The 23,724-nt window shown below is 57.8% G+C and carries 25 protein-coding genes, 1 tRNA gene and 1 pseudogene; 11 read left to right on the top strand and 16 right to left on the bottom strand.

Annotation, left to right across the window (positions count from 1 at the left end):
• Nucleotides 1–32: 32 nt before the first annotated feature.
• Together BZL43_RS25775 and BZL43_RS25770 are read right to left on the bottom strand one after the other, a co-directional pair.
• Nucleotides 33–656, bottom strand: coding sequence for a glutathione S-transferase family protein (locus BZL43_RS25775; protein ID WP_095634882.1), 624 nt, complete (start codon nt 654–656; stop codon nt 33–35).
• A 43-nt stretch (nt 657–699) separates the two neighbouring features.
• Complete coding sequence (locus BZL43_RS25770) at nt 700–1,359, bottom strand: transglutaminase family protein (protein ID WP_095634881.1); 660 nt, start codon at nt 1,357–1,359, stop codon at nt 700–702.
• A gap of 248 nt (nt 1,360–1,607) precedes the next feature.
• Here BZL43_RS25770 and BZL43_RS25765 point away from each other — a divergent pair, with 248 nt between their 5' ends.
• Complete coding sequence (locus BZL43_RS25765) at nt 1,608–4,055, top strand: acyl-CoA dehydrogenase (protein ID WP_095634880.1); 2,448 nt, start codon at nt 1,608–1,610, stop codon at nt 4,053–4,055.
• Nucleotides 4,056–4,155: 100 nt separating this feature from the next.
• Nucleotides 4,156–4,563, top strand: coding sequence for a PA2817 family protein (locus tag BZL43_RS25760; RefSeq protein ID WP_095634879.1), 408 nt, complete (start codon nt 4,156–4,158; stop codon nt 4,561–4,563).
• 102 nt (nt 4,564–4,665) lie between these two features.
• Here BZL43_RS25760 and BZL43_RS25755 read toward each other — a convergent pair whose 3' ends face one another.
• On the bottom strand, nt 4,666–5,664 hold the full coding sequence (locus tag BZL43_RS25755) for a LysR family transcriptional regulator (protein ID WP_095634878.1): 999 nt from the start codon (nt 5,662–5,664) through the stop codon (nt 4,666–4,668).
• A gap of 91 nt (nt 5,665–5,755) precedes the next feature.
• Between BZL43_RS25755 and BZL43_RS25750 the strand changes: the two genes are divergently transcribed.
• The 8 genes and pseudogenes from BZL43_RS25750 (at nt 5,756) to BZL43_RS25715 (ending at nt 11,312) form a co-directional block, all read left to right on the top strand.
• On the top strand, nt 5,756–6,382 hold the full coding sequence (locus BZL43_RS25750; RefSeq protein WP_095634877.1) for a hypothetical protein: 627 nt from the start codon (nt 5,756–5,758) through the stop codon (nt 6,380–6,382).
• 92 nt (nt 6,383–6,474) lie between these two features.
• Nucleotides 6,475–7,245, top strand: a complete 771-nt coding sequence (locus tag BZL43_RS25745; protein WP_008070203.1) for a 2OG-Fe(II) oxygenase — start codon at nt 6,475–6,477, stop codon at nt 7,243–7,245.
• Nucleotide 7,246: 1 nt separating this feature from the next.
• Nucleotides 7,247–7,885, top strand: coding sequence for a LysE family translocator (locus tag BZL43_RS25740; RefSeq protein ID WP_095634876.1), 639 nt, complete (start codon nt 7,247–7,249; stop codon nt 7,883–7,885).
• 58 nt (nt 7,886–7,943) lie between these two features.
• A pseudogene (locus BZL43_RS28675) lies at nt 7,944–8,231 on the top strand (hypothetical protein).
• Nucleotides 8,232–8,344: 113 nt separating this feature from the next.
• Complete coding sequence (locus BZL43_RS28135) at nt 8,345–8,563, top strand: hypothetical protein (protein WP_143517899.1); 219 nt, start codon at nt 8,345–8,347, stop codon at nt 8,561–8,563.
• A 407-nt stretch (nt 8,564–8,970) separates the two neighbouring features.
• The gene (locus BZL43_RS25725; protein WP_095634874.1) at nt 8,971–10,200 is read left to right on the top strand and encodes a type II and III secretion system protein family protein; all 1,230 of its coding nucleotides are present in this window, start codon (nt 8,971–8,973) and stop codon (nt 10,198–10,200) included.
• Nucleotides 10,201–10,313: 113 nt separating this feature from the next.
• A complete protein-coding gene (locus BZL43_RS25720; RefSeq protein WP_095634873.1) occupies nt 10,314–11,024 on the top strand; it encodes a tetratricopeptide repeat protein in 711 nt (236 codons plus the stop codon).
• Nucleotides 11,025–11,042: 18 nt separating this feature from the next.
• Nucleotides 11,043–11,312 (top strand): DUF3613 domain-containing protein, encoded by a 270-nt coding sequence (locus BZL43_RS25715; RefSeq protein ID WP_095634872.1) that lies wholly within the window; start codon nt 11,043–11,045, stop codon nt 11,310–11,312.
• A gap of 510 nt (nt 11,313–11,822) precedes the next feature.
• Here BZL43_RS25715 and BZL43_RS25710 read toward each other — a convergent pair.
• The 12 genes from BZL43_RS25710 to BZL43_RS25655 all read right to left on the bottom strand — a co-directional run bounded on the left by BZL43_RS25710 (nt 11,823) and on the right by BZL43_RS25655 (nt 22,062).
• Entirely contained in the window at nt 11,823–12,785 is a 963-nt protein-coding gene (locus BZL43_RS25710) for a type II secretion system F family protein (protein ID WP_095634871.1), read from the bottom strand.
• Nucleotides 12,786–12,815: 30 nt separating this feature from the next.
• On the bottom strand, nt 12,816–13,802 hold the full coding sequence (locus BZL43_RS25705) for a type II secretion system F family protein (protein ID WP_095634870.1): 987 nt from the start codon (nt 13,800–13,802) through the stop codon (nt 12,816–12,818).
• Nucleotides 13,799–15,232 carry a CpaF family protein gene (locus BZL43_RS25700; protein ID WP_095634869.1) on the bottom strand — a complete coding sequence of 478 codons (1,434 nt, stop codon included), beginning with the start codon at nt 15,230–15,232 and terminating at the stop codon, nt 13,799–13,801. The genes BZL43_RS25705 and BZL43_RS25700 overlap by 4 nt, the downstream gene beginning before the upstream one ends.
• Before the next feature lie 3 nt (nt 15,233–15,235).
• Nucleotides 15,236–16,456, bottom strand: a complete 1,221-nt coding sequence (locus tag BZL43_RS25695) for an AAA family ATPase (RefSeq protein ID WP_095634868.1) — start codon at nt 16,454–16,456, stop codon at nt 15,236–15,238.
• Nucleotides 16,450–16,944, bottom strand: coding sequence for a TadE/TadG family type IV pilus assembly protein (locus tag BZL43_RS25690; RefSeq protein ID WP_095634867.1), 495 nt, complete (start codon nt 16,942–16,944; stop codon nt 16,450–16,452). The genes BZL43_RS25695 and BZL43_RS25690 overlap by 7 nt, the downstream gene beginning before the upstream one ends.
• A complete protein-coding gene (locus BZL43_RS25685) occupies nt 16,944–17,423 on the bottom strand; it encodes a TadE/TadG family type IV pilus assembly protein (protein WP_095634866.1) in 480 nt (159 codons plus the stop codon). The genes BZL43_RS25690 and BZL43_RS25685 overlap by 1 nt, the downstream gene beginning before the upstream one ends.
• 11 nt (nt 17,424–17,434) lie before the next feature.
• Nucleotides 17,435–18,772, bottom strand: a complete 1,338-nt coding sequence (locus BZL43_RS25680; RefSeq protein ID WP_095634865.1) for a TadE/TadG family type IV pilus assembly protein — start codon at nt 18,770–18,772, stop codon at nt 17,435–17,437.
• A gap of 76 nt (nt 18,773–18,848) precedes the next feature.
• Nucleotides 18,849–19,661, bottom strand: a complete 813-nt coding sequence (gene cpaB / locus BZL43_RS25675; RefSeq protein ID WP_095634864.1) for a Flp pilus assembly protein CpaB — start codon at nt 19,659–19,661, stop codon at nt 18,849–18,851.
• 15 nt (nt 19,662–19,676) lie between these two features.
• A complete protein-coding gene (locus tag BZL43_RS25670; protein WP_095634863.1) occupies nt 19,677–21,005 on the bottom strand; it encodes an AAA family ATPase in 1,329 nt (442 codons plus the stop codon).
• Nucleotides 21,006–21,007: 2 nt separating this feature from the next.
• Nucleotides 21,008–21,538 (bottom strand): prepilin peptidase, encoded by a 531-nt coding sequence (locus BZL43_RS25665; RefSeq protein WP_095634862.1) that lies wholly within the window; start codon nt 21,536–21,538, stop codon nt 21,008–21,010.
• A 27-nt stretch (nt 21,539–21,565) separates the two neighbouring features.
• Complete coding sequence (locus BZL43_RS25660; protein ID WP_095634861.1) at nt 21,566–21,760, bottom strand: Flp family type IVb pilin; 195 nt, start codon at nt 21,758–21,760, stop codon at nt 21,566–21,568.
• 107 nt (nt 21,761–21,867) lie between these two features.
• Nucleotides 21,868–22,062 carry a Flp family type IVb pilin gene (locus tag BZL43_RS25655; protein ID WP_095634860.1) on the bottom strand — a complete coding sequence of 65 codons (195 nt, stop codon included), beginning with the start codon at nt 22,060–22,062 and terminating at the stop codon, nt 21,868–21,870.
• A gap of 409 nt (nt 22,063–22,471) precedes the next feature.
• Between BZL43_RS25655 and BZL43_RS25650 the strand changes: the two genes are divergently transcribed.
• Nucleotides 22,472–23,335, top strand: coding sequence for a DNA-binding response regulator (locus BZL43_RS25650; RefSeq protein WP_095634859.1), 864 nt, complete (start codon nt 22,472–22,474; stop codon nt 23,333–23,335).
• A gap of 280 nt (nt 23,336–23,615) precedes the next feature.
• On the opposite strand, the gene BZL43_RS25645 is transcribed toward BZL43_RS25650, so the two are convergent.
• Nucleotides 23,616–23,691 (bottom strand) — tRNA-Gly (locus tag BZL43_RS25645).
• Nucleotides 23,692–23,724 lie beyond the last annotated feature (33 nt).

Below are 23,724 nucleotides of genomic sequence, written 5' to 3'. Positions count from 1 at the left end.
ACAAGTACAGTCAAGCGTGTCGATAGTGAGTATTAAGTCAACGCGGTCATGACTGCCTTCCGATAGGCCGGACGCTGTTTCAATCGGGCATACCAGGCCTGGAGATGAGGCTGTGGCGCGCGCTCGATCGGCATCTCGAACCAGGCATAAATGAAACTGCCCAGAGGAATGTCGCCCATGCCGATCTCATCGCCCGACAGATACGGTTTGGTCGCCAGCGCTTGATCGACCATCGACAGCAGATCGTCACACTCCTTGATCGCGGCCTTGATGGCCGGCCAGTCCTGCTGGTCTGGTGGGGTGCGCAACACGCCCCAGAACACCGTGCGGAACGGGGCGGCAAAACTTGAGGTGGTCCAGTCCATCCACTTTTCGGCAGAGGCGCGGGCCTGCAGGTCTGTCGGATACCAAGCCGTATCGCTGGCATGACGAGCCATCAGGTAGCGAACGATGGCGTTGGACTCCCACAGTACAAAACCGTCGTCTTCGATCACCGGCACGCGGCCGTTGGGATTCATCGCGCGATATTCAGGCGTGTCGACCACGCCAAAGGCGCCGCCGGCATCGATGGCTTCATAAGCCAGGCCCAGTTCTTCGGCCGCCCACAACGGCTTGCGGACATTCGACGAGTTTTTCCGCCCCCAGATCTTCAGCATGACCGCTCCTTTTTGGATGAATGCGCAGGCAGCATACGCCGGATCAGGCGCGACTCAAATCGCTCTGCATGTCACCCAGCAGTACCGGCAACTGCTCGCCGAACAGATGCGGATAGCACTTTTCCAGGTGTTGGAAAAAGAACGCTTCAGGCACATCGGTGAACTGGCCATGATCGATCAGGTATTCCATCAACTGCTCGCCGTCACGGTTGAAGGGATGGAAAACGCTGTCGTTGATCCCGTCGAATTCCAACGGCGCGACATTGAACAGTTCGCAGAGTTGTTGATTGAACGCTGGCGTGGCTTTGACCCAGCGATCGTTCAGATACAACTCGGTGTAGCCGTGCATGGCGAACACATCGCTTTTGAGCAATTCGAGCAGACGCGGCGTCGACAGATGATTGCGCACATCCGCCAGGCCGATCCGCGCCGGGATCCCGCAATGCCGGGCTGCACCGGCGAGCAGTGTGGCTTTGGGCACGCAATAACTCTCCCCGGCCGCCAGCGCATAGCTGCCGCGCAAGGTCTCTGGATCGCGGCTGAAGGTGTAAGGGTTGTAGCGCACGGCGTCGCGCACCGCGTAATAGAGATTGATCGCCTGTTCGAGCGGATCGCGCCCGGCGCCGCGATGTTTTTCGGCGAACTCCACCACCGAGGGGTGGTCACTATCGATGAAGCGGCCGGGGCTCAGACAGGCGTGCATGGGAACAATCTCCTGGGGGAAGCCACGAGTCTAGCGACACCTTCAGCACAGAGATAACGACGTTTCGGCCAAATATCAGCGTTTGCCGCGCTGTCGATAACAGCGCTCAACCGCCTGTCCTCGAAACGCCTGACAAGTTTCTTCCGTTGCTTCCTACAAACTCAGACCTATCGCTCTGACCTCCACTTTTATGGATGCCGTCTAAGCTCTGAAGGTGGTTTTGCCCCTGGCTTCATGGAGAATTGAATATGCTGCTGTTGTGGATACTGGTTCTGGTGGTCGGGATTGCCTATCTGGCCCATCGCCGCACTGCGCCTCTGCCCGCCTTGGGCATCATCGCTGTCTATCTGCTGGCGATGGGCATCTTCAGCCCTGCCCCCGTCTGGCTCATGCTGATTTTCTGGGTGATGCTCGCAGCCGTGGGCGCTTTCCTGTTGCTGCCGGATCTGCGCCAAAAACTCTTCACGGCACCGATGTTCAGCTGGTTTCAAAAAAACTTGCCGCCGATGTCGCAAACCGAACGTGAAGCCATTGAAGCCGGCACGGTCTGGTGGGACGGCGAGCTGTTCAGTGGGCGTCCGGACTGGAACAAGCTGCTGGCTTATCCCAAAGCGCAACTGAGCGAAGAAGAACAAGCGTTCATCGATGGCCCCACCGAAGAACTCTGCGCCATGGTCAGCGATTGGCAGATCGGCCAGTTACTGGATCTGCCGCCCAAGGCTTGGGATCACATCAAACAACATGGCTTTTTTGCCCTGATCATTCCCAAGGAATATGGTGGCAAAGGCTTTTCAGCGTATGCCCACTCCCAGGTGGCGATGAAACTGGCCACCCGCAGCGGCGATCTGGCGTCGACCGTCATGGTGCCCAACTCACTCGGTCCGGCGGAACTGCTGCTGCATTACGGCACCGACGAACAACGCAATCATTACCTGCCACGGCTGGCCCGCGGCGAAGACATCCCCTGTTTTGCCCTGACCGGCCCGATGGCGGGCTCCAATGTCGGCGGGATGACCGATACCGGGGTCATCTGCAAAGGTGAATGGGAAGGCAAGGAAACCCTCGGCCTGCGTCTGAACTGGGAAAAACGCTACATCACCCTCGGCCCGGTGGCGACCTTGATCGGCCTGGCCTTCAAGGCCTATGACCCGGATCATCTGCTGGGCGACAAAGTCGACCTGGGGATCAGCCTCGCCTTGATTCCAACCCAGACCCCCGGTGTAGAAATCGGTCGCCGTCACTTGCCGCTGGGCGCCTCGTTCATGAATGGCCCGAACGCCGGCAAGGATGTGTTCGTACCGCTGGAATTCATCATCGGCGGTCAGGAGATGCTCGGCGAAGGCTGGATGATGCTGATGAACTGCCTGTCGGTCGGGCGTTCCATTTCGCTGCCTGCCATCGGTACCGCTGCAGGCAAGTTCACCAGTCTGGTGACGGGCCAGTACGCGCAGGTTCGCGAACAATTCAACGCACCGCTGTCAGCCTTCGAAGGCATTCAAGAGGCACTGGCGCGGATTGGCGGCAATACCTGGCTGATGGACAGCGCACGGATGCTCACCGCCAACGCGGTCGACCTCGGCGAAAAACCCTCGGTACCTTCGGCCATTATCAAATACCACCTCTCTGAACGCGGTCGCGAATGCATCAGCCACGCCATGGATGTTCACGGCGGCAGGGCCATCATCATGGGCCCGAACAACTACCTGGCGCGTGCCTGGCAAGGTGCGCCCATTTCCGTCACGGTCGAAGGTGCGAACATTCTGACACGCAGTTTGATGATCTTCGGCCAGGGCGCTATTCGCTGTCATCCGTTCGTGCTCAAGGAAATGGCCCTCGCCCATCGCGAAGACAAACAACAGGCACTGATCGAGTTCGATGCACTGCTGCTCGATCACATTGGTTTTGCTGTATGCAATGCCTCCAGCACGCTGGTGCTGAACCTCGGCCTGGGGCATTTCGAACACATGCCCGGGGACAGGCTCAGCCAAGGCTATTTCCGCGCCCTCAACCGTCAGGCCGCGGCCTTTGCCCTGCTTGCAGACCTGAGCATGATGCTGCTGGGCGGTGATCTGAAACGTCGCGAACGGTTGTCCGCACGTCTGGGCGATGTACACAGCTACCTGTATCTGGCCTCCGGCGCACTCAAGCGTTATCACGATCTCGATTCACCGGAATATATGCATCCGCTATTCGCCTGGGCCATGGAAGAAAGTCTCGGTCAGTCCGAACGTGCGCTGGACGAACTGCTGACCAATTTCCCGAACAAGGTAGTTGGATGCCTGCTGCGGGTGATGGTGTTCCCGTTCGGTCGGCGCCACAGAGGCCCCTCGGACAGGCTGGCGGCCAATGTCGCAGCCGTCATCGGCCGCCCCAAGGGTGATCCTGCGCTTGAGGAATTGCTGGGCGGCTGCTATCGCCCGCAATCGCCCGAGGATTCGGTCGGCGCCCTGCAGTACGCTTGCGATTTGCTGAACGCCGCCAAGCCGCTACAGAAAAAACTCAACACGGCGCTCAAAAGTCGCCAGGTCACACCCGATGTCGGAGAGTCTCCCATCGATGCCGCTCTGGAGGCTGGTGTCTTGCAACCGCTTGAAGCCCAGACCTTGCGCGAGGTAGAAGTGGCGCGACGCAAGGTGATTGATGTCGATGATTTCGATCCAAAGGAGCTGGTATTGGCCAAAGGCAAGGTCCGCTGATCCGGCGGACCCTGTGTCTTGCATGGGGCTCTTTAATATGTGAAAAGGGGCGCAGGAGCTTTATACTCCCGCGCCCGTTTTGCTCTTGAGGACTTATCTCGTGTCCAATGTCGTTGCCGATCATCTCGTCTTGCTTGACCACCTGCGCAGCATCCTGGTCGCCGTAGGTGAGGCCGAACAGGTTCCCGAAGAAAGCCATGCCTTGTTCCTGGAGCGCTTCGACGAACTGCTGGCATCCTTGCCGATCGAGCCGATTGAAAGTCAGTACCTGGGCCAGGACATCTTGACCCAAGTGATTTCCCGCTATCCGCAGATTGCCCACCTGATCCCGCGGGACCTGCTGTGGTACTTCGCAGGCGACTGTCTGCATTACCTGTCGGACGAAGAAATCGATATGTACCAGGCGCTGGAAGAACGTCGCTACGAAGCCGAACAGAACGACGAACCGTTCGACTGGAACCAGGAAAAACAGCTGCTGTCGATGTCGAACCAGGACAGCAAGCACTGATCTCTGTTAAGTAACGCAAAAGGCCCGCATGGTTGAACATGCGGGCCTTTTTTGTGGCATTGCCGAGAGATGTGGTGGTTCGAAGTCAGTCTTCGAGGCCGGTCAAAGCAATCCATCACTCTCGGGCAACTCATACTCCGCCGCGACCTTGCCCAACGCACCCGGCTTGCCCGGCCGGCTCAAGGTTGGCTCCTTCTCCAGGCATTCCACCAGGTAGTCGATGAGCACCCGTAATTTGGGCGGTAAATAGCGGGTGGGCGAATGCAGCAGCCAGGCGCCGCCGTGGTAGGACGCCAGAAAAGTCCAGTCCGGCAGAACCTGCACGATCAGCCCTTGTTCCAGCGCATAACGGGCTGTGAAGTACGGCAGGCTGCCGATGCCGATGTGTTGCAATACCGCGCCCAGTCGCACGCCCGTGTGATTGGCGGCATAACGGCCGCGCACGCCGACGGTCACGGCTTTACTGCCTTTCTTGAATTTCCAGCGCGCATCGCTCGGGGTTTCGCCCAGGTAGATGCAGCTGTGGTTGAGCAAATCATGGGGATGCGTCGGCGTGCCGTGTTCGGCCAGGTAGTGTGGCGTTGCACAGAGCAAATGATCGATGGTCAATAACTGCCGCCCCACCAGCCCCGCGGGTGGGCGGTCGGTAATACGGATCGCCAGATCGACGTTGTCGTCGATCAAATCCACCTGACGGTCATCGAGCAACAACTCCACGTTCACTTTGGGATAGCGCCGCAGAAATTCGGGCATGTGCGGATGAATCACGAATCGCCCGACCGCCTTGGGCACGCTGACACGCACCAGCCCTTCCGCCTCATGGGTGAACTGACCACTGATTTCCATCACCGACTTCGCCGCGCTGACCATCTCCTGGCAACGCTTGAACACCTCTTCGCCAGCGTCACTCAGGCGCAGTTTGCGCGTAGTGCGTTGCAGCAGCCGCGTGGCGAGTGCTTTCTCCAGCCGCGAAATGCTGCGACTCACCGCCGAGGGTGAAGAACCTAGTTGGCGTGCCGCTTCGGAGAAACTGCCGGTCTCGACAACCTTGACGAAAATCGCCATTTCACCGAGCAGAGGCAGGGGAAGATTTATGCTCACAGCGCAACAGTCCTTTGATGATTGAACGGATTATCACGCTATTCCACGATTCATATAATAAAAAATAGAAATTTTAATAAGGGCATGGAATATGACGCTTCGCCTCTTCTTCCATAGTGATGACCTCAAGGCCAATGTGGAAGTCCTGGATTGCACGCCCTACGAAAACGAATTCGCAGTCGTGTTGCGTGCCACACTGTTTCATCCCCAAGGCGGCGGGCAACCCTGGGATACCGGCTCGATCGGCGAAAGCAAGGTGCTGCGGGTGGTTCAGGAACCGGACCGGATCATCCATTTCGTCGACCAGCCGGTAAAACCTGGCATGACCCAGATTCGGGTCGACGAGCAACGCCGGCGGTTCAACACCCGCATGCATTCGGCGGGGCACTTGATCGGACATTTCGTCCAGGCGATGGGCTGGATGCCGATCAAGGCTCATCACTGGCCGGATGAAGGACGTGTTCAATTCAAGCCGGGGAATAACGCTCAGGAGTTCGATGCCCAGACGATTCAGCATGGCATCACGCAATGGATCGCCCATGACCTGCCGCGTCTGACGTCATTACGCGAAGGCGCCCGGGAAATCGGTTTCGGTGAACTGCCCGCCTACGGTTGCGGCGGCACCCATGTACGGAGCCTGAAGGATTTGGGCACGGTCACGATCGCGTCCCTTTCACAGAAGAAAGGAACGCTGTCAGTCCACTACAGCGTGGATTGAGCATTTTGGCGATGTCGGCCCCGTCATCGCCTGACGCCGGGGAGCTTGCGTTCGCCGGCTCTGTTGACTATCTGATAGATGGACCTAAAAACATGATGCTTGACGTCGAGCGTCTCGATGAGACGTGCATACAAAAACTGGCCAATGAAGAAGTCCTCGCCATCCGCGTCAAAGGCTTGTTACCTGGGCCGCTGGCGATTCAGATCGGTGACAAGATCCTCGCCCCCGGCTTCGAAGGCTATATCAACGCGCCGAGCATCGGTCGCATTGGCATGGCGTTTTATGAAGCGGAAAATCAGCCGCTGCTGATCGAGGACTATTTCGAGCGCGCCACCAGCAACATCGCCGAGTTACGCAGCCGTTGTGCCCCCTACTCCTCGCCTGTCGACACACTGCGCTGCATGCTCGACGAGTCCTGGCCGGCGGGGGCGCACCTGGAGAATCTCTATGGCCGCAAGATGTATGTGGGGTTATCCCGGGTCGTGAAGCCCGGAGTGTGCTTCCTCGCCCATCACGACATTTTCGCCAAGGACGCCCCGGACAGCTTCCAGGCCAGAAGCCTGGAAGCGCAGTTCGCCTGCAACGTTTACCTGAACATGCCCACCGAGGGTGGCGCGTTGCAGATGTGGGACCATGACATTTCTCCAGACCAGTTCGATGAAATGCGTGGCGACAGTTACGGCATCGACCCCGCCTTGCTTGGCCCTCCGACTTTGGAGATCCGTCCCGAGCCGGGTGACTTCATCATGTTCAATTCGCGTTGCATGCACTCGGTGACCCCGGGGGTGGACGACCCGCGATTGAGCCTGTCCTTCTTTGTCGGCTATCGCGGCAATGCTTCACCCCTGACTTTCTGGAGCTGAGATGTTTTCGAATTACCTGGGCGAGTTTCTGGCGCTGGCAACCATCCATTTTCTGGCCGTGGTCGCCCCCGGACCGGATTTTGCCGTGACCATCCGCCAAAGCGTGCGTTTCGGCCGTTTAGTGGGGATTTGCACGGCCCTGGGCATCGGCGCAGGCATTTCCGTGCATGTGCTTTACACCTTGCTCGGCGTCGGCGCGCTGATGCACACCACCCCCTGGTTGTTGACGGTGGCAAAGGTGGTGGGCGGCGCCTATATTTTGTACCTCGGTGTGAGCCTGCTGCGTAGCAAACCCAAAACTGTGCTGGAGGGCGACAAAGGTGCAGACGAACCGGTGGTCGAGCAAACATTGCTGAAGGCGTTCACCACAGGTTTTCTAACCAATGCCACCAACCCCAAGGCCACCCTGTTTTTCCTGGCGATCTTTACCACGATCATCAGTGCCACGACACCGCTGCAGATTCAGGCGCTGTACGGGCTGTGGATGTGTTTCGTGAACGCCTTATGGTTCGTGATCGTGGCCCTGTTCTTTTCCAGCGCCCGGGTGCGATTGCTGTTCATGCGCATGGGGCACTGGTTCGAACGAACCATGGGCGTGATCCTGATTCTGTTCGCTGGCCGGTTGATTCTGTCGATGTAGAACAAACATACGCCCCCCAGTCTGACTGGCGGGCCGATATGGATGCCACGGACAAACAATGAACACTGCTCAACAATCGATTCAACAGTACATAAAAGCCAAGGACAGTAATCGCCCAACATTTGTTACGCCAGGCCTTTGCGCCAGACGCGATACTGGACATGCTCGTGCACACCGGATCTATCTCGTTTCTGATCTGCACTGCATCATGGAGTGGGCATCGCATCTGGATTACCCCTGGTGCAGTTCGCAAGCGCTAGTGAGCAATGCTCCTGATATAGACATGCTTGAAGAGGTGATCCAGTACCTTGCGACCAATACTCCAAGCAGAACTTCGCAGGTGTAGAACTACACAATCTGTCGTATTCAGCTTCCTTGTCATATCCCGCCCGACGCCATTGTTACGATTGGTCAGCATCCGAAAAATACAAACCGGCACGCCTGAAAAGACGTCACTTAATGAGTGGCGTTTTTGTGAAAGATGCAGCGCAAAACCCCAAGAAAAACTCGCAGGACCGTGAAGCCCCCCTTATTTCATCAGCATCCGCCGCATTTCCAGTGATTGCGTGGCCGGACCGTGGCTTTCAGAAAAAAACCAGTATCTGTATCGAAAGTTTTCGTTCAAAGCATGGCGCTTTGCCTTGGTTGAACTACCTTTCAAACAAGAAGAAGACATAACGGTTCGAAATGCCACGTTAGGTTCAGCGATCAGATAGCGGATTGGCAAAAGGAGTTACCTCACTATGATCCTGACAAGCGTTTTCCGGCTCAGTGCGTTAATTGCCGGTTGCTTTTTAGGGGAGTCAGGTCGGCGCAAAGTGCCGTCTTTAGCTGCTGTCGAGCCTGCATATATCGTTCGGGTTGACAGCCCAGGCATCTGGATCACTAAAAACCGTTATAGCAAAGGTCGCTCGCCGTTCAGTCAGAACAGCGTATTGCAGCTGTTTGCATGTAGCACCAAAGAATATTGCCGGGGCCATTAGTCAGGGGTCTGGCGGGGTAGAGGGCCGACCGAGGCCCCTTGTAGTGATCCGAGGCAACCTGGTTTTGCCTCAAAGATGGCCTATTCAGCGAGGATGCACTTAATGAGCTATCGTACCGTGCCCGCTTTCAAGCGAATTATCCATGGTCTGTTCTGGATGGGCCTTGGTGTGGATGCGGCTCAGGCCGCGGCGGCCAATTGTTCGCAGTTGGATAACTTACCGGCAACGTTCGAGGTCGGTCAGGGACTTCAGAACGAACTGCGCGTCCCTGTCCCGGTGACCCAGTTGGCAGTGGGCGACCCGAAAGTTGCCGACGTGCAACAAAGCGGCAACAACCCCAACGCCTTCTTGCTCACCGGTATCGCACCAGGGGCCACCAGCCTGATGGTCTGGACCGCCTGTTCGAAAGAGCCGCGCCAAAGCATGGTGTTCGTCAAGGGCAAGGCCACCGCGGCGCTGACCAGCGTCTCGACAGTGCCTTCCGAAGACCCGCTGTTGCCGATCCAGGTGCAAACCGACATCCGCTTCGTAGAAGTCAGCCGGACCAAACTCAAGGAAGCCAATGCCTCGATTTTTGCCCGTCAGGGCAACTTCCTGTTCGGCTCGCCGAGAACCTTTCCCACCATCGACGGCATTGTCACGCCATCGTTGCCGGTGAACAACGGCATGTTCAACTTCGCTTTTGCGTCCAGCGATACGCTGGTGTCGATCAACGCACTGGAAGGCAGCGGTTTCGCCTACACCCTGGCACGGCCAAGCCTGGTCGCGCTCAGCGGGCAGAGTGCGAGCTTCCTGGCCGGTGGTGAAGTACCGATTCCGGTACCCAGTTCAGGCAGCGATAACGTGTCCATCGAGTACAAGGAATTCGGTATCCGCCTGACCCTGACGCCGACCATCATCGGCAAAAACCGTATTGCGCTGAAGGTGGCACCGGAAGTCAGTGAACTGGACTTCACCAACGCCGTGAGCATCGCCGGCACCGTTGTTCCAGCGCTGACCATACGCCGTACCGACACCAGCATCTCCCTGGCCGATGGCGAAAGCTTTGTCATCAGCGGCCTGATCAGCACCCGCAACAATTCCCAGGTGAACAAGTTTCCGGGGCTGGGCGATATCCCGATTCTGGGGGCGTTCTTTCGCGATAACACCGTCAACCGTGAAGAGCGTGAACTGCTGATGATCGTTACCCCGCATCTGGTCCAGCCACTGGCTGTCAACGCACAACTACCGTCATTGCCTGGCGAACAGCTGCGCAATTACGACCCGAACTTCTACCGCATGTTCTTCCTCGAAAATGGCGACTTCGACAGTCGTTCCGGGCTTTCACAATGAGCCAGAGCAGCCTGAATCTCACCCTCATTCGTAACGGTGACCTTGAGCGCTTGCCGGGCCGGCTTTCTTGCCATTGGCCAAGCGTTCAACGTGTTGTAGCCAAAGGACATTCGATGAAAGCAGTCATTGCAGTCATGGCGACATTGATGCTCGCAGGTTGTGCCACTAATGGTTTGTCTTCGCGACCGGCCATCTGTGCCAAGCCCGATTCGGAACAAGAGTTGGCCCTGAGTCTGGCCGACAACATGGCCAACGATGGCCGTTTGTATGCCAGCCTGGCGAATCTGGAAGGTTTGCCCGACAACCTGGTTCAGGTTCGCCTGCGCAAGGCCCGGGTGCTGCGTTTGATGGGGCGTAACGAGGCGGGGCCGTTGTATCAAAGCTTGCTCGGCACCTGTCTGGCCGCCGACGGGGAACATGGCCTGGGCCAATTGGCCGCGGCCAAAAATGATTACGCCACCGCGACCAAACACCTTGAGCGTGCGGTCAAGATGGCCCCCACCGATGACAAGATGCGCAATGACCTGGGGGTCGTTTACCTCAATCAACGACGTATCCCTGAAGCACGCTTCGAGTTCATGACCGCCATGGAGCTCAAACAGTCCAATTCATTGGCGGCACTCAATATGGTGACGCTGCTGATTTATCAGGATAACTGGAAGTCGGCTGCCGAACTCGCGAACCGCGCCAGCTTGAGTCCCCAGCAAATCGCCGAGGCTCAAAGCCGCGCGGAAAAACTCAAGGCCTCCGCAAAAAAAGTGGCGGCTTCGCAGGGCAATCGCAGAACTGAGGTAGCCACTGCCTCATCCGGTGCGACCAAGTAAAACGTACGAGGAGTCGAGATGAATACCAAGAGGCTGTTGATCGTGTGCATGGCTTGCCTGTCCACCAGTGCCTGGGCTATTGAACCGGGCCCCTCTTCGAAGGAGCAAAAAGGCACCGAGCAGTGGTTGGTAATGCAGAGTCGCGGTGTCGTTGCCTCCACTAAACTGCAAACCGCTTCGGCCGCCGAACGTGACCTGGCCATGCAGCGTTGGCTGAACAGCTTCCTCTACCCGATTCCGGAGTTTTTTGACCAGGATACAGGGGGCGAAGTCCCCAGCAGCGAATGAGGCCTATCAGTCTCTGGTGAAGTCCAAACTAGCCTGGCTGAATAGCCGGGCTAGACGTCGTGTGCAAGTAAAGCAGCGGTATCTGCGAATTAATCCAAGCCTGGCTGGATTACCGCGTGCTGGCGAAGCCTGCGAGCTTTGCTCTTCAGCGATTCCCTCTCCCATCAGAATCAAAAGATCGCAGGCCTCGCCAACTCCTACGTCTGACCGCAGCGTTCCTTAAGGAGTGCCTGGCAACAATTCTTGCGCCTTGGCCAGCCTGTCACCGAGCGTATCGCGACAATCAACCAACGCCCGGTCGTTGATGAACGGATATACGCAAATCCCTGTAGAAGCTGCCGCAGGCTGCGAGCTTTTGATTTAGAGGTCTGGACAATGAATTGCCTGCCAGAAAAATCAAAAGATCGCAGCTTGCGGCAGCTTCCTACAGGGATGTGGACCTATGGAAGGAAAGTGCAGATCAGACTCGAGTGGCAAGGCCATCGTACTCGACAGCCTCCGCCCGTTATTTCACCCGAATGCTCTCATCACGCCGATCATGGCCGGACCAATGGCGACCAGGAAAAAGCTCGGCCACAGGCAGAAAATCAGCGGGAATATCAGCTTGGTACCGATTTTAGCCCCCATCTCTTCGGCAGCCTGCATACGCCGGTCACGGAACTCATCGGCATAGATGCGCAGGGTATCGGCCACGCTGGTACCGAAGCGAATACTCTGCGCCAGCAGGCTGACCAACCCTTGTACATCATCCAGCCCAGTGCGCAGGGCCAGTTGTTTGAGCGCCTCGGTACTGGTGATGCCCGCGCGGATTTGCGCATTGACCAGGGCCAGCTCTTCAGCCAGTTCAACCTGACTGACCGACATTTCTTCAGCCACCCGCTCGATGGTCGTGGGCAGCGCCAGGCCCGACTCCACGCACACCACCATCAGGTCCAGTGCGTCCGGAAACGCGGCGCGTAGCCGGTTTTGACGCGCCTGCTTGCGCTTGCCGACATACAGGGCCGGCAGCAGCCATCCGACACCCGCCATCATGAGCACCAACAGCAGGCCAACGGTCAGCGAAACCTTGGGGATCAAAGGCAATAGCAACAATGCAACGCCGACCAGCAACAGCGGTAACATCAGACGTACCGCCCAGTACATCTGCACCGCCGAAGCAGAACGGTACCCTGCGTGCGTCAGCAAAGTCTGGGTGGCGGATGCCTGAGCCGATTCGCTCGAGGCAAAGCGCTGACCGACCCGTTCCAGCAACAGTTGCAGATTGCCCGGAGCCTCCTGCCCGCTTGTATTGCCTAAATGACCACGCTTGATCAACGCCAGGCGACGCTGCACCGGGTCTTGAAGGCCCAGCATCAGCAAGATCACGGCGACCACTGCAAGCACCGTACTGATCCCAATGGCGCCGAGAAACAACAGACGCCCCATCTCCTCGTTCCCGGTGACCCGACTGAACAACCCGAGTAAAAAGTCCATGAACTGTACCTCCCGGTAGCGAATACCGCTTTAAACCTGAATCCGGATGATTTTTTTTATCCAGAAAATCCCGATCAACATGGCGCAGAAAGCCCCGATGATCAGCTTGTGGCCTATCGGATCATTGAGCAGCACCGGCAAGTAAGTGGGGCTTGTAACGATGATCGCAATCGCCAGCACGAAGGGAATGGCCACCAGTATCCAGGCCGACATCCGTCCTTCGGCCGACAGGGTTTTGATCTTGCGCTGGAAGCGGTAACGCCCGCGAATCAGCCGGCTCAAACGCTCCAGCACTTCAGTCAGGTTGCCGCCGGTCTCACGATGGATGAGGATCGAGGTCACCAGCATCATCACCGTCATGCTCGGCATACGCTCGAGCAGGCCGAGCATGGCGCGGCGCACATCGTTGCCATAGTTGATGTCGGCGAAGGTCAGACCGAACTCATGGGCGACCGGCCCCTTGTGCTCCTCGGCGACCAGGCGCAGGGTTTCGTTGAACGGGTGCCCGGCGCGCAGGGCCCGGCACATGGCATCCAGCGCATCCGGCAGGCCTTCCTCAAACTCAGCGAAACGTTTGCCACGGTCACGAGCAATTTTCAGTACAGGTAACCAGAACACCCCGAAGCCCGCCAGCAGCGCCATCCACCAGAGCGCCGAAACCATCCACATCGAGATAGCCGCACAACCGCCCAGGAACAGCCCGAGCAACAGCACCCGATAAGCCCGGTATTCGTGGCCACCTTGCTCGATCATCTGGGTCAGGCTCGCCATAAACGGCAACTGCTCGAGCATGGCCTCCAGTGGCGACAAGCGCGTCAGGTATTTCTGCCGCAACACTGTCTGCATGTTGGGTAAATTATTGGCTTTCTCCAGTACATGCAGACGACCGCGGATGCGCTTGCGCATCTTGCCGGCCTCGCCGAACACCGGCACTACCACGCCTTGGGACAGAAGGAACACGGCGATAAACACCATGCCGAGGAACATCAGAATGAATTCACCAGGAATATTGTTCATGACTGCCGTGCCTCCATCCATTCAGGCCTGAACATCGTCAGCGGCAACTCGATACCGCGCTTGGCCAGCACATCGCGGAAGGCCGGGATCATGCCGCTGGGGCGATAATCGCCAAGCACTTCGCCGTTCTCGCCCATGCCTTGACGCGCAAAGGAGAAGATTTCGGTCATGGTGATGATCTCGCCCTCCATGCCGTTGATCTCTTGCACGCTGACCAGGCGGCGCTTGCCGTCCTCTTGACGTTCCAGCTGGATCACCACGTCGATGGCCGACGCAATCTGCTGCCGCATGGCCTTGATCGGGAAGGTCGCCCCGGTCATCGATACCATGTTCTCGATTCGGCCCAACGCATCGCGCGCGGTGTTGGCGTGGATGGTGGTCAACGAGCCGTCGTGGCCGGTGTTCATCGCGGTCAGCATGTCCAGCGCCTCGGCGCCGCGCACTTCGCCGATCACAATGCGGTCCGGACGCATCCGCAAACTGTTGCGCACCAGCTCCCGCTGACTCACCTCGCCTCGCCCCTCGATATTCGAAGGCCGGGTTTCCAGGCGCACCACGTGGGGTTGCTGCAGTTGCAGTTCAGCCGAGTCTTCGATGGTGACGATCCGCTCGTTTTGCGGAATGAAACTGGACAGCACATTGAGCATGGTGGTCTTGCCGCTGCCGGTACCGCCGGAAATCAACACGTTCAGGCGTCCACGGACAATCGCCTTGAGCAGCAGGGCAATGGCCGGGGTCAATGTCCCCACCGAGATCAGGCTGTCGGTATTGAGCAGGTCCACCGCAAAGCGGCGAATCGACATGCTCGGGCCGTCGATGGCCAGCGGCGGGATAATTGCGTTGACCCGCGAACCGTCCTTGAGCCGGGCGTCCACCAATGGCGAGGACTCGTCGATACGACGACCCAGGCTGGAGACGATGCGGTCGATGATGTTCAGCAAATGCTGATCATCGCGAAAGCGCACATCGGTCCGTTGCAGTTTGCCGAAGCGCTCGACATAGACCGAGGCAAAGCCATTGACCAGAATGTCGGACACGCTGTGATCGGCCAGCAACGGTTCCAGAGGCCCCAAACCAAGCACTTCGTCTGTGATTTGCTTGATGATCAACTGGCGGCTGACGGAACTCACCGGTGCCGAATGCTCATCGAGCAAGCGCTGGCAAATATCGCGAATCTGCCGCGTGGCCTCGGCCTGTTCAAGGGAGTCCAGCAAGGACAGGTCCATGACCTTGAGCAACTGCTGGTAGATCTTTTCCCGCCACTCGGCTTCCACCGGGGTGACCTGGCTTCTGGTTTCGTACAGAACGTCCGGCACCGCACGTTCCCACGCCATTATTTCCTCTGCCGGATCCAGCAGGTCCTCGGTCGCCGACGATGAGGCGGGTTTACCGGACTGTTTGCGCAAGCGGTTACGAAAGTCGCTGATCATGGGTCATCCCCCGAAAAAACGGTTGAAGGCGCGTTTGAGTAAGCCTTTGTTCCCGGCTACTTGTTGACCGACCAGGTCCTCGGTCATGTCGCGCAGAGCGGTAGTAATCGCTGCCCTCGGCGCATGCAGCCCCAACGGCACGCCAGTGTTCTGACTCTGGCTGACCAGGTTGAAGTCGTTGGGTAATTTCGACAGATTGGTGCAGCGCAGCGCCTCGCCGATGTCTTTGAGGCTGATGGCGGCTGACTTGTCATAGCGGTTGACCACGATCTGCAATTGATCGCCGCGCACACCCAGGTCATCGCGAAGAATTCGCACCAGGGAGCTGGCGTCGCGCAGATGGCTGACGCTCTGCTGCACCACCACGTACACCCGATCCACTTGTTCCAGTACCGAGCCGGTGAGGTGGTCGATTTGCCGCGGCAGGTCGATCACCACCCAGTCATAGCTGGCGCGGGCCAGTTTCAACAGGGCATCAAGCTGTTCGGGCTGGGCATCCTGCGGCAGACACAGCTCACCGGCCCGGCCACCCAGCACATGCAAGCTTTGGCTGAAGTGACTGCAAAAACCGCGTAACGCGACGCTGTCCATGCCATCGATCTGATGCAACACCTCCAGATGGCTGTGGGTTTGCGCCACATCCAGGTAATGCGTCACGCTGCCAAATTGCAGGTCCATATCCAGTAACAGAGTACTGCCGCCCTTGGCGCTGAGTTGTTGAGCCAGGTTGCAGGCCAGCAGGGTTCCGCCGGAGCCGCCCTTGGCGCCCATCACGGCGATCAATTTGCCTTCTGCTCCGCTGCCGGTCCGAACTTCCATGACCAGCCGATTCAAGGCGGCAACCAGCTCGGTCTCGGCAATGGGCTCGGGCAGCACGTCCCGGGCGCCGGCCTGCATGGCCAGGCGCATGCCTTCCTGTTCGCTCAGCAGACCACACACCAACATCGGTGGACGTTCATGGGCTGGACGCTGCAACAACGCCGACAGCTCTTCACGCCACAGATGGCTGACGCGCAACAGCAGCAGATCGGGCATCCGGTCCAGGCCGTAGAGCGGGTCGACATGCCCATTACTCACCAGGCGGGTGCTCACCTCAAGGCTGGGCATGCGCTGGCAGACACTCTGCAGATCGCGCAAAGAGGTGGCATCGCGGCTGCTGATCAACAACCGGAGCCCGGCTTTGCCGGTCGAGGTGGCGACTGGAGTTTCCTTGGTATTCAGCATGGTGTGATCTCCCCGGAATCGGAATGACGCCCAAGGCTTTCGCGTGGCAAGGTTGCCCTGAATGTGGGCAAGGTAATGGGCACGCCGAACCCGGGAATGAACAGATTGAAAACGAAGTTTTGCAGGTTCAACTGGACATAGCGGATGGCACGAAAGCCATTGCTGCCGCTCGTATCGCCGGGGTTGGCGACCAAAGCGCCGTTGGCATCCAGGTAGGTCAGCGTCAGGTTGCTGGTGTTCAGATTGGTAATCAGCTGGCTTGTCCCGGCATCACTGGCGGCATTGAAGATTGCCCGACGCAACACCACCGGATCGCTGATATTGCACACGGCCGCCAAGCGTGCACCGCGCCGTGCGGCTTCATCCAGTGCATTGACGGTGAAGTACAGTCGACCCATTTCCAACACGGCGAATAACAGTGTGAATACGAGCATACCGATGATGGCGAATTCCACGACATAGGTGCCGCGCATGCGTTTGCGATTCATCACAATGCCCTCATGACAGTGGTGGCGACCAGCGGAATGCTCAGGGCAATCGGATTGCCGAAGAAATTCGGAATCGCTCCGGTGCAATTGCCACTGCCGATCACCGGGCAGAACGTATAAGTGATAGTGACCCGCACATGGTCCAGACCCACCGCGGCGACTTCCACCATGTCGGTCGTCAACCCGGATAACACCGCGCTGCCGGTCTGGCTGGGCACGCCGTAGACTGCGACTTTTTTCGTCTGATCCACCAACGTACTGCTTAGAGAGACCTCCCCAAGCGTCGCATTCCAGGCCTGGCTTGCGACGAAACGATCAGCATCACGGCTGGCCTGCAGCAACACGTTGTAGTGGTAGAGCATGCGGCCGAACTCGCCGAAAGCCAGCAACAACAGGAGCAACAACGGCAGCACGAGGGTGAATTCCACCAGGGCCAGGCCTTGCTGGCGCTGCGACTGTTTAAACGCGTGAAGTCTCATGACGCCCCCTCCTACGAGTCAGTGCTCGGAGTGCCGCTGTTGAGATAGGTTTTGTAGAGCTGGATGATTTGCGGGCCGGAATCGTCCATTGGGTTAGGACCCGACACGTTGTCGCCTTCGCACTCCTTCACAAACTGCCCGAAGATCTGCGCTTCAGTGCCGCCCCCGTTCATGGGCTGCACCACGAAATAGCAGCCAAAACCCAGGACAGGGATTGAGGTTGAACCGCCCTGTTTCCCGGTGCATTCACCCACCACGATTTTCAACATCCGGCGCTCGAACACCCCATTACTCTCACAACCACTGCCGGCTCCTGCCACACACGCGGCCACGCTGGCACGCCAGTCGTTGTAATCCATGATTGCTTCGCCACCGGCCGTAAGATTGCCATCGCTCGATGTGACAGGCTGGCCCTTGTATTGCGCTTGTGCCGGGGTAACTGAATCGTTGTACGTAATCTGAGGGTTGCTGGATGCGGTCACCAGGTCTGGCGGGTAGTCCGAAGCACTGACCGGGCCGTTGTAGATGCCAAAGCGTGTATTCAGGCCTTGGGACGCAGGGCCGACCATGTTGCCGGGAGAGGTCTGGACGTTTTCTCCCACATTGCGGCAGACCGAGCCGCCTCCAGCCAGGTCCTGCCTGACCGTACTGCCGCCCGAGCCGAAATCGAGCAACTGGAAGTTGCCCGGGCCAATGGCGGCCGAATTGCCGGCAGCCGACTTCAATACCTGCAAATCACCAAACTGGAAGCCCCAGAACATACCGGCGTCAGGGTCGTATTGGGTTGCATCACCACAGACCATCAACGGGGCAAGATCACACGGGCTGGTAGGGCTGGGGCCTGCCGTGGCGATCGCCGCCACCGCTTTGTCCCCCAGCACACCGAATGACTGAACGAAGCCCCAGAAAAAACCCGTCAGACTATAGTTCGATACCGATACCCGAACGTATTTGGCATTCGTCGGCCCAGGAAAAGTGAACGGGCCATAGACGCTGTCAGACAGTTCCACTACCGCAAATGCACCTGGATTACCGGCAACAGCCGTGGACAATTCGTTGTTGCCGGCGGCATTGGCATTTTGCAACAGCGTATCGAGCGCAGCAGATCGCGTCGTGCTGGCAAAGTTGGCAGCACCTGCTACCTGGCTCAGGGTTTTGGCGCCACTCAGGGCGGCGGCGTCCACCGCATTCTGCAGGCGCGTTTTGTTCAGCAACATGTGTCCGCCGTCCAGAGCCAACGCCGCCAGCATGGACATCACCGCCAACGCAATCACCATCAATACGCTCACCGAACCTTCCTGGCGCCTTGGCGTCCCAGTGAACGGCTGCTGAATTCTAAGATTCATCATCAAGCCCTCATTTACCGAAACTGATCCGGATCGGCTCCGCCAATACCTGGGTATCCCAGGCGCCTGTTGCGCTCTGTCAGCGAATGTTGACTACTTTGGTTTCGATCCCGCGGATGATGGTGATAGCCCCGCCACGCTCGCCACTGCTGCGTACCACGCGTTTTGGCGCCGGGGCTGCGGCCATCGCCATGACCGGTGCCGCAGGTGCAGGCGCAACGGTCGCGATTTTCTTCTGGTCGTTCAGCGGATTGCGCAAGGCCAGTTGCAATTTGCCTTCCGTTTGTGCGGTAACCAGGGTTTCAGCCTCTGCGGTCGTCATTTCCAGCGTCACTGCACGTACCACTACCGGCTGGGTCTTGTCGGTACCTGCGGTCTGGTCAACCGCCAACACCCGCAAGTTCTCGAGGATGGTCTTGGAAACGGCGTTGTTGCTGCCGGCACTGGTGGTTTTAGTCGCCAGTACATCAACACGGTTGCCTGGCAGGAGGAACCCACCCACGCCAACCACATCGTCTACGCGTACGGAAATGGCACGTTTGTCCGTTGCAATCAGCGAGGCCAGGGTACTGCCGCCCAAGTGCTCGCTCAGGCGTGCGCCACGCATTACGTCGCCCCGCAAAATGTCGAACGTTGCGATCTTGCCCACGGCCTTGTCGGTTGAATCGAGCGCATCGTCGGGAATTGTGTCCATCGGCATGCGTACGGTCGTGACTTGTTGGGCCTCGACCATCTGCCCGAAGGGAATTTCTACCGTGGCGACCACCACACTTCGAAGGTGATCATCGGGGGTGGCATTGAGCCGTGCGCTCAGCCAGGAGTCGGCCATCCATGCGGCCCCAAGGCCCATGACCAGAGAAATGCCTATCAGGGAAACAGTACGAGAGCTCATGTCAGTATCTCCGCTTCAAAGAAAGTCGAGCTGGACGAAATAGTTGTGCCAGGCCCATTCCAGCTCCTGCGGCGACAGGGCTCCGGAACCGCCCAGGTAACGCTGACGGTCGAGGGCCATGTTCAGGAGATCGCGGGGGTGGCAAGGCACCAGGGGCATGCCTTCACTTGCATAAAGCCTTTGCAATACATAACGCAGCAGCAGCGGGTCAAAAGGAATGCCCAGACGCTCGCTTTCCTGACGCCAGATCTTTTCGTACTCCTCAGGCTTCAGGTAACCGAACTGCAGCTTGTAGCCAATCCGGCGAAGAAAGGCCTCATCGGCCAGCTCCAGAGGATTGAGGTTGGTGGAAAACACCAGAACCAAATCGAACGGCAGCTCGCAATGCCGACCGCCGCCCAGGTTGATGAAGTCGCGCTTCTCTTCCATGGGTACGATCCAGCGATTCAACAGCTCGGCCGGAGCCATGCGCTGGCGTCCCATGTCGTCGATGATGAACAGGCCATTACTGGCTTTTAGCTGCAAGGCGGCCTGGTACTGACGGGTGGATGAGTCATAACGAACATCCAACTGTTCCATGCTCAACTCACCGCCCGTAATGACAATCGGGCGTTTGCAGCACAGCAAGCGACGGTCGATCCCTTCGTTGAGCATCAGATTGTTCGATTGACTGTTGTCATCCAGACGCTGATGCACCTGCGGGTCATAGATCTCGATCACCGACTCATTGATGACGATGGCATGAGGCACCCAGATCGCTTCAGCGAACAGACGAATCAGCCGACTGCTTACATACGTCTTGCCGGTACCTGCGGGGCCATAAATCATGATCGCGCGCCCGGAGTTCAGCGCCACCCCCAACTGATCAAGCATCCCCTCGGTGAGTACCACGCCAGCAAGAGCGTTGCGCATATCGTTGGCGTTGATGCGGCCGTGGTGGATGGTCTGGATTTTGATCAGGGAACGATAAGTACTCACCGGGAAAGGTGCCGCGCCGATGTAGCCACTGCGCGACAGGGCATCGCGGGCGGCGCTGCGGCCGCGGTCGGTCAGGCCATAACGCAACATCTGCCCACCGGTCTGGCCCATCTGGCCTAGCACTTCGACACGACCATCCTTGCGCAGGAATGCCAGGACTTCTTCCAGTACAGCGCCGGTCAGCGCCAGACGCTCCACCAGCCGCGACATGTCCAGCACGCCGGCGTCATGCAGGTGCTTGCACACCAAGTCACCCAGGAAACTGTCGGTCAGACCGGTCTCGCGGATGGTGCATGGCTGAGGCGCCAGTCGTTGCACCGCTTCCCGATCGCTGGGGTAGGCATCACTATCGACGATGACGTGCATGACTAAGCTCCCAATCCACCAGCAACGAGTTGCCAGTAGACGCTGTTTAAAGTGCCGATCAGGATGGCGATCGAATAAGGAAAAGGTTTGCCGGCTACTTCATCTGGAGTCGGCGCCAGATAGGCCTGTGCTTTCAGAATCAGCCAATAGCGGCCCAGGGTTTGAAGTAATTGACCGCGGAACAGCACAATCAGAAAACCGCATACACCGCCAGCAATCAGACTGAACATGGCAGCCCACAACGCGTAATGAAGGGGTAGAAAACTGCCGACCATGGCCATCAGTTTGACGTCTCCTGCGGCCATGCCACCGAAGGCGTACATCGGCAGGAAAAACGCAAAACAGATCAGGATGCCCAACAGGCTGTCACCCAATCCGCTGAAACCACCTGCATAAGTCTGACTGGCCAATCCCAGGGCAAGCCCCAATAAAACCAGCATGTTGGGGATACGGTGGCGAAGCAGATCGCTCACCACCGCGACGCCCAGCAGTCCTAGCAGTACAACCGTCGAAACCAGCAATTCCATGGACATGGCGCGTCTCCCCAGCGTGAATTGCTGTTATGCGCAGGCAGCACCTTTGACCGCAGCGCACAGCGCTGTGATTCTGGCATTCACCTCGGTACCCAAAAGAACGAACATTGCGGCAACAGCTACCGTAATTAATCCACCGGCCACTGCGTATTCCACAATGGTCAGACCATCTTCATCTTTAGCGAACTTGCTTATCGAAGTTTTGATAGTTTGCAGATTCATTTTCTCTACCTCATTTCGTTAGTCATGCGGCTCAGAAAGTGCATTGGCGGGGGACGGCGCGAAGTCTATTGAGTTGTCTGGCTGGCGGCCCCCACCGTAATTTGCCGTTATGCGCAAGCAGCACCTTTGACCGCAGCGCACAGCGCTGTGATCCTGGTGGTCACGGCACCGCCCAAAAGGGTAAACATCGCGGCTACAGCTACCGTAATCAGCCCACCCGCCACCGCGTATTCCACAATGGTCAGGCCGTCTTCGTCTTTGGCGAACTTCACTACCGAAGCCTTGATTGTTTGCATGATCATTTTGCCCACCTCACTCGAATGTTGTTGTTTCCGGAGGCAGTGCGTTCTGCTCTGCCTGGATGCAACACTAGTCAGGGGCAAGGCATAGGCGTTAGGAAGATTTTGCACATCACTAGGATTTTTTTGCGGGGTGGGATGCCAACTACCGTGGTTGGCTTTTGGCAGGAACGGCAGGGCAAAAAAAGAAATGACTTGCGAATGCGATTGCTGTTGTTTCACAAGCGACGAGCGGTTGCGTCGCGAGATATCCGTTCACGCTAACAAATATTGGGGGGAATCGGATTGCCAACCAAAGATAGAGCGTATAGAACTAAAGTATGAGTTATTTATAAGCATTTAATCTGCAAAGTCAGAACTCATTGACAATACTACTCACCGAGAACGGCATGAAGAACCGCAGAGTAGAGACATGACGTCCAATTTGACCAGAAGGCCATCGCTACTGTGGTTCGATCTGACCCACGATCATTCCACGAAGGAACTCATCGCGCAGTTCGAGAGCGCTTGCGACTGCAAATTGGCGAAAAATTCCGTGTTGCCCATCGGTGGACAGGCGGACATGATCTGCATCCATTTTGATCGCCCCGACACGCCAGGCTTGAGGCTGTTGCTGGAGATCAAGCGCACCACTCCCTCCATCCCTATCACCATGTTCACCGTGCAGCATTCGGAAGAACTCGCGGTATGGGCCATGCGTTCCAGTGTCTGGGAATACATGGTGCTGCCGCTCTCGTCCGGCGAAAAAAAGCGTTACCTGACGGCCGTGGTGCAGCTGTGCGAGTTGCGCCGAAATGCCAACGGGGGCCAGACATCGCTGATCGATCACTCTCCCACCTTGCCGGACAGCATTCGATTGACTTCAGGACACCAAAAACACCAGGCGTTGAGCCACGTCATGCTGTACATCGACCAGCACTTTCGCGACAGCATCGATCAGAGAGAGTTGGCAAAGCGCTGCGGCATGACGACCTTTCGCTTCAGCCGCCTGTTCAAGGAAGCCAATGGCCTGGGCTTCACCGATTACATCCTGGACAAGCGCATGAACTTCGCCAAGGAACTGCTCGACAATAGTCAGATGCCTATTACCAGCATCGGCTATGAAGCCGGTTTCAAGGACCCGTCCTATTTCGCTCGCGCCTTCAAACAGTTCGTCAACTGCACGCCCAGTGAATACCGTTTGACCTGCCAGCTCAGAGCAGTGGCAGCGCAACCGGCGCTGGAGGATACAACCGCTGAAGTGCTCGAAAGCCTGGTGCAGAGCCTCGGCAGTTAAAGCGGTTTTTACCCTCACACAATTTCAGCCACAACGCATTCCTTGTAGCAGCTGCCGAGCTGGCGAGGCTGCGTTCGGCGGCGCAGCCGTCGTAACATCAGCAACTATGGCATGTCAGACAGACCGCATCAGCCGGACGCACGACTGCTACGCAGCCGAACGCAGCCTCGCCAGCTCGGCAGCTGCTACGGATAGCCCGAAGGTTTTTATTCCAATCAAGGGAAATGACAAATAGCGCGCATAAAAAAACGCCGCTCAATGAGCGGCGTTTTTTTGAATTTGGAGCGGGAAACGAGACTCGAACTCGCGACCCCGACCTTGGCAAGGTCGTGCTCTACCAACTGAGCTATTCCCGCAAATGGCGTCCCCTAGGGGACTCGAACCCCTGT

This window comes from Pseudomonas sp. PICF141 (assembly GCF_002286815.1).
In the GTDB taxonomy this organism is placed as follows: Bacteria; Pseudomonadota; Gammaproteobacteria; order Pseudomonadales; family Pseudomonadaceae; genus Aquipseudomonas.
The sequence above is the reverse complement of the archived record's forward strand: the minus strand, read 5'-3'. Positions and strand labels throughout refer to the sequence as shown.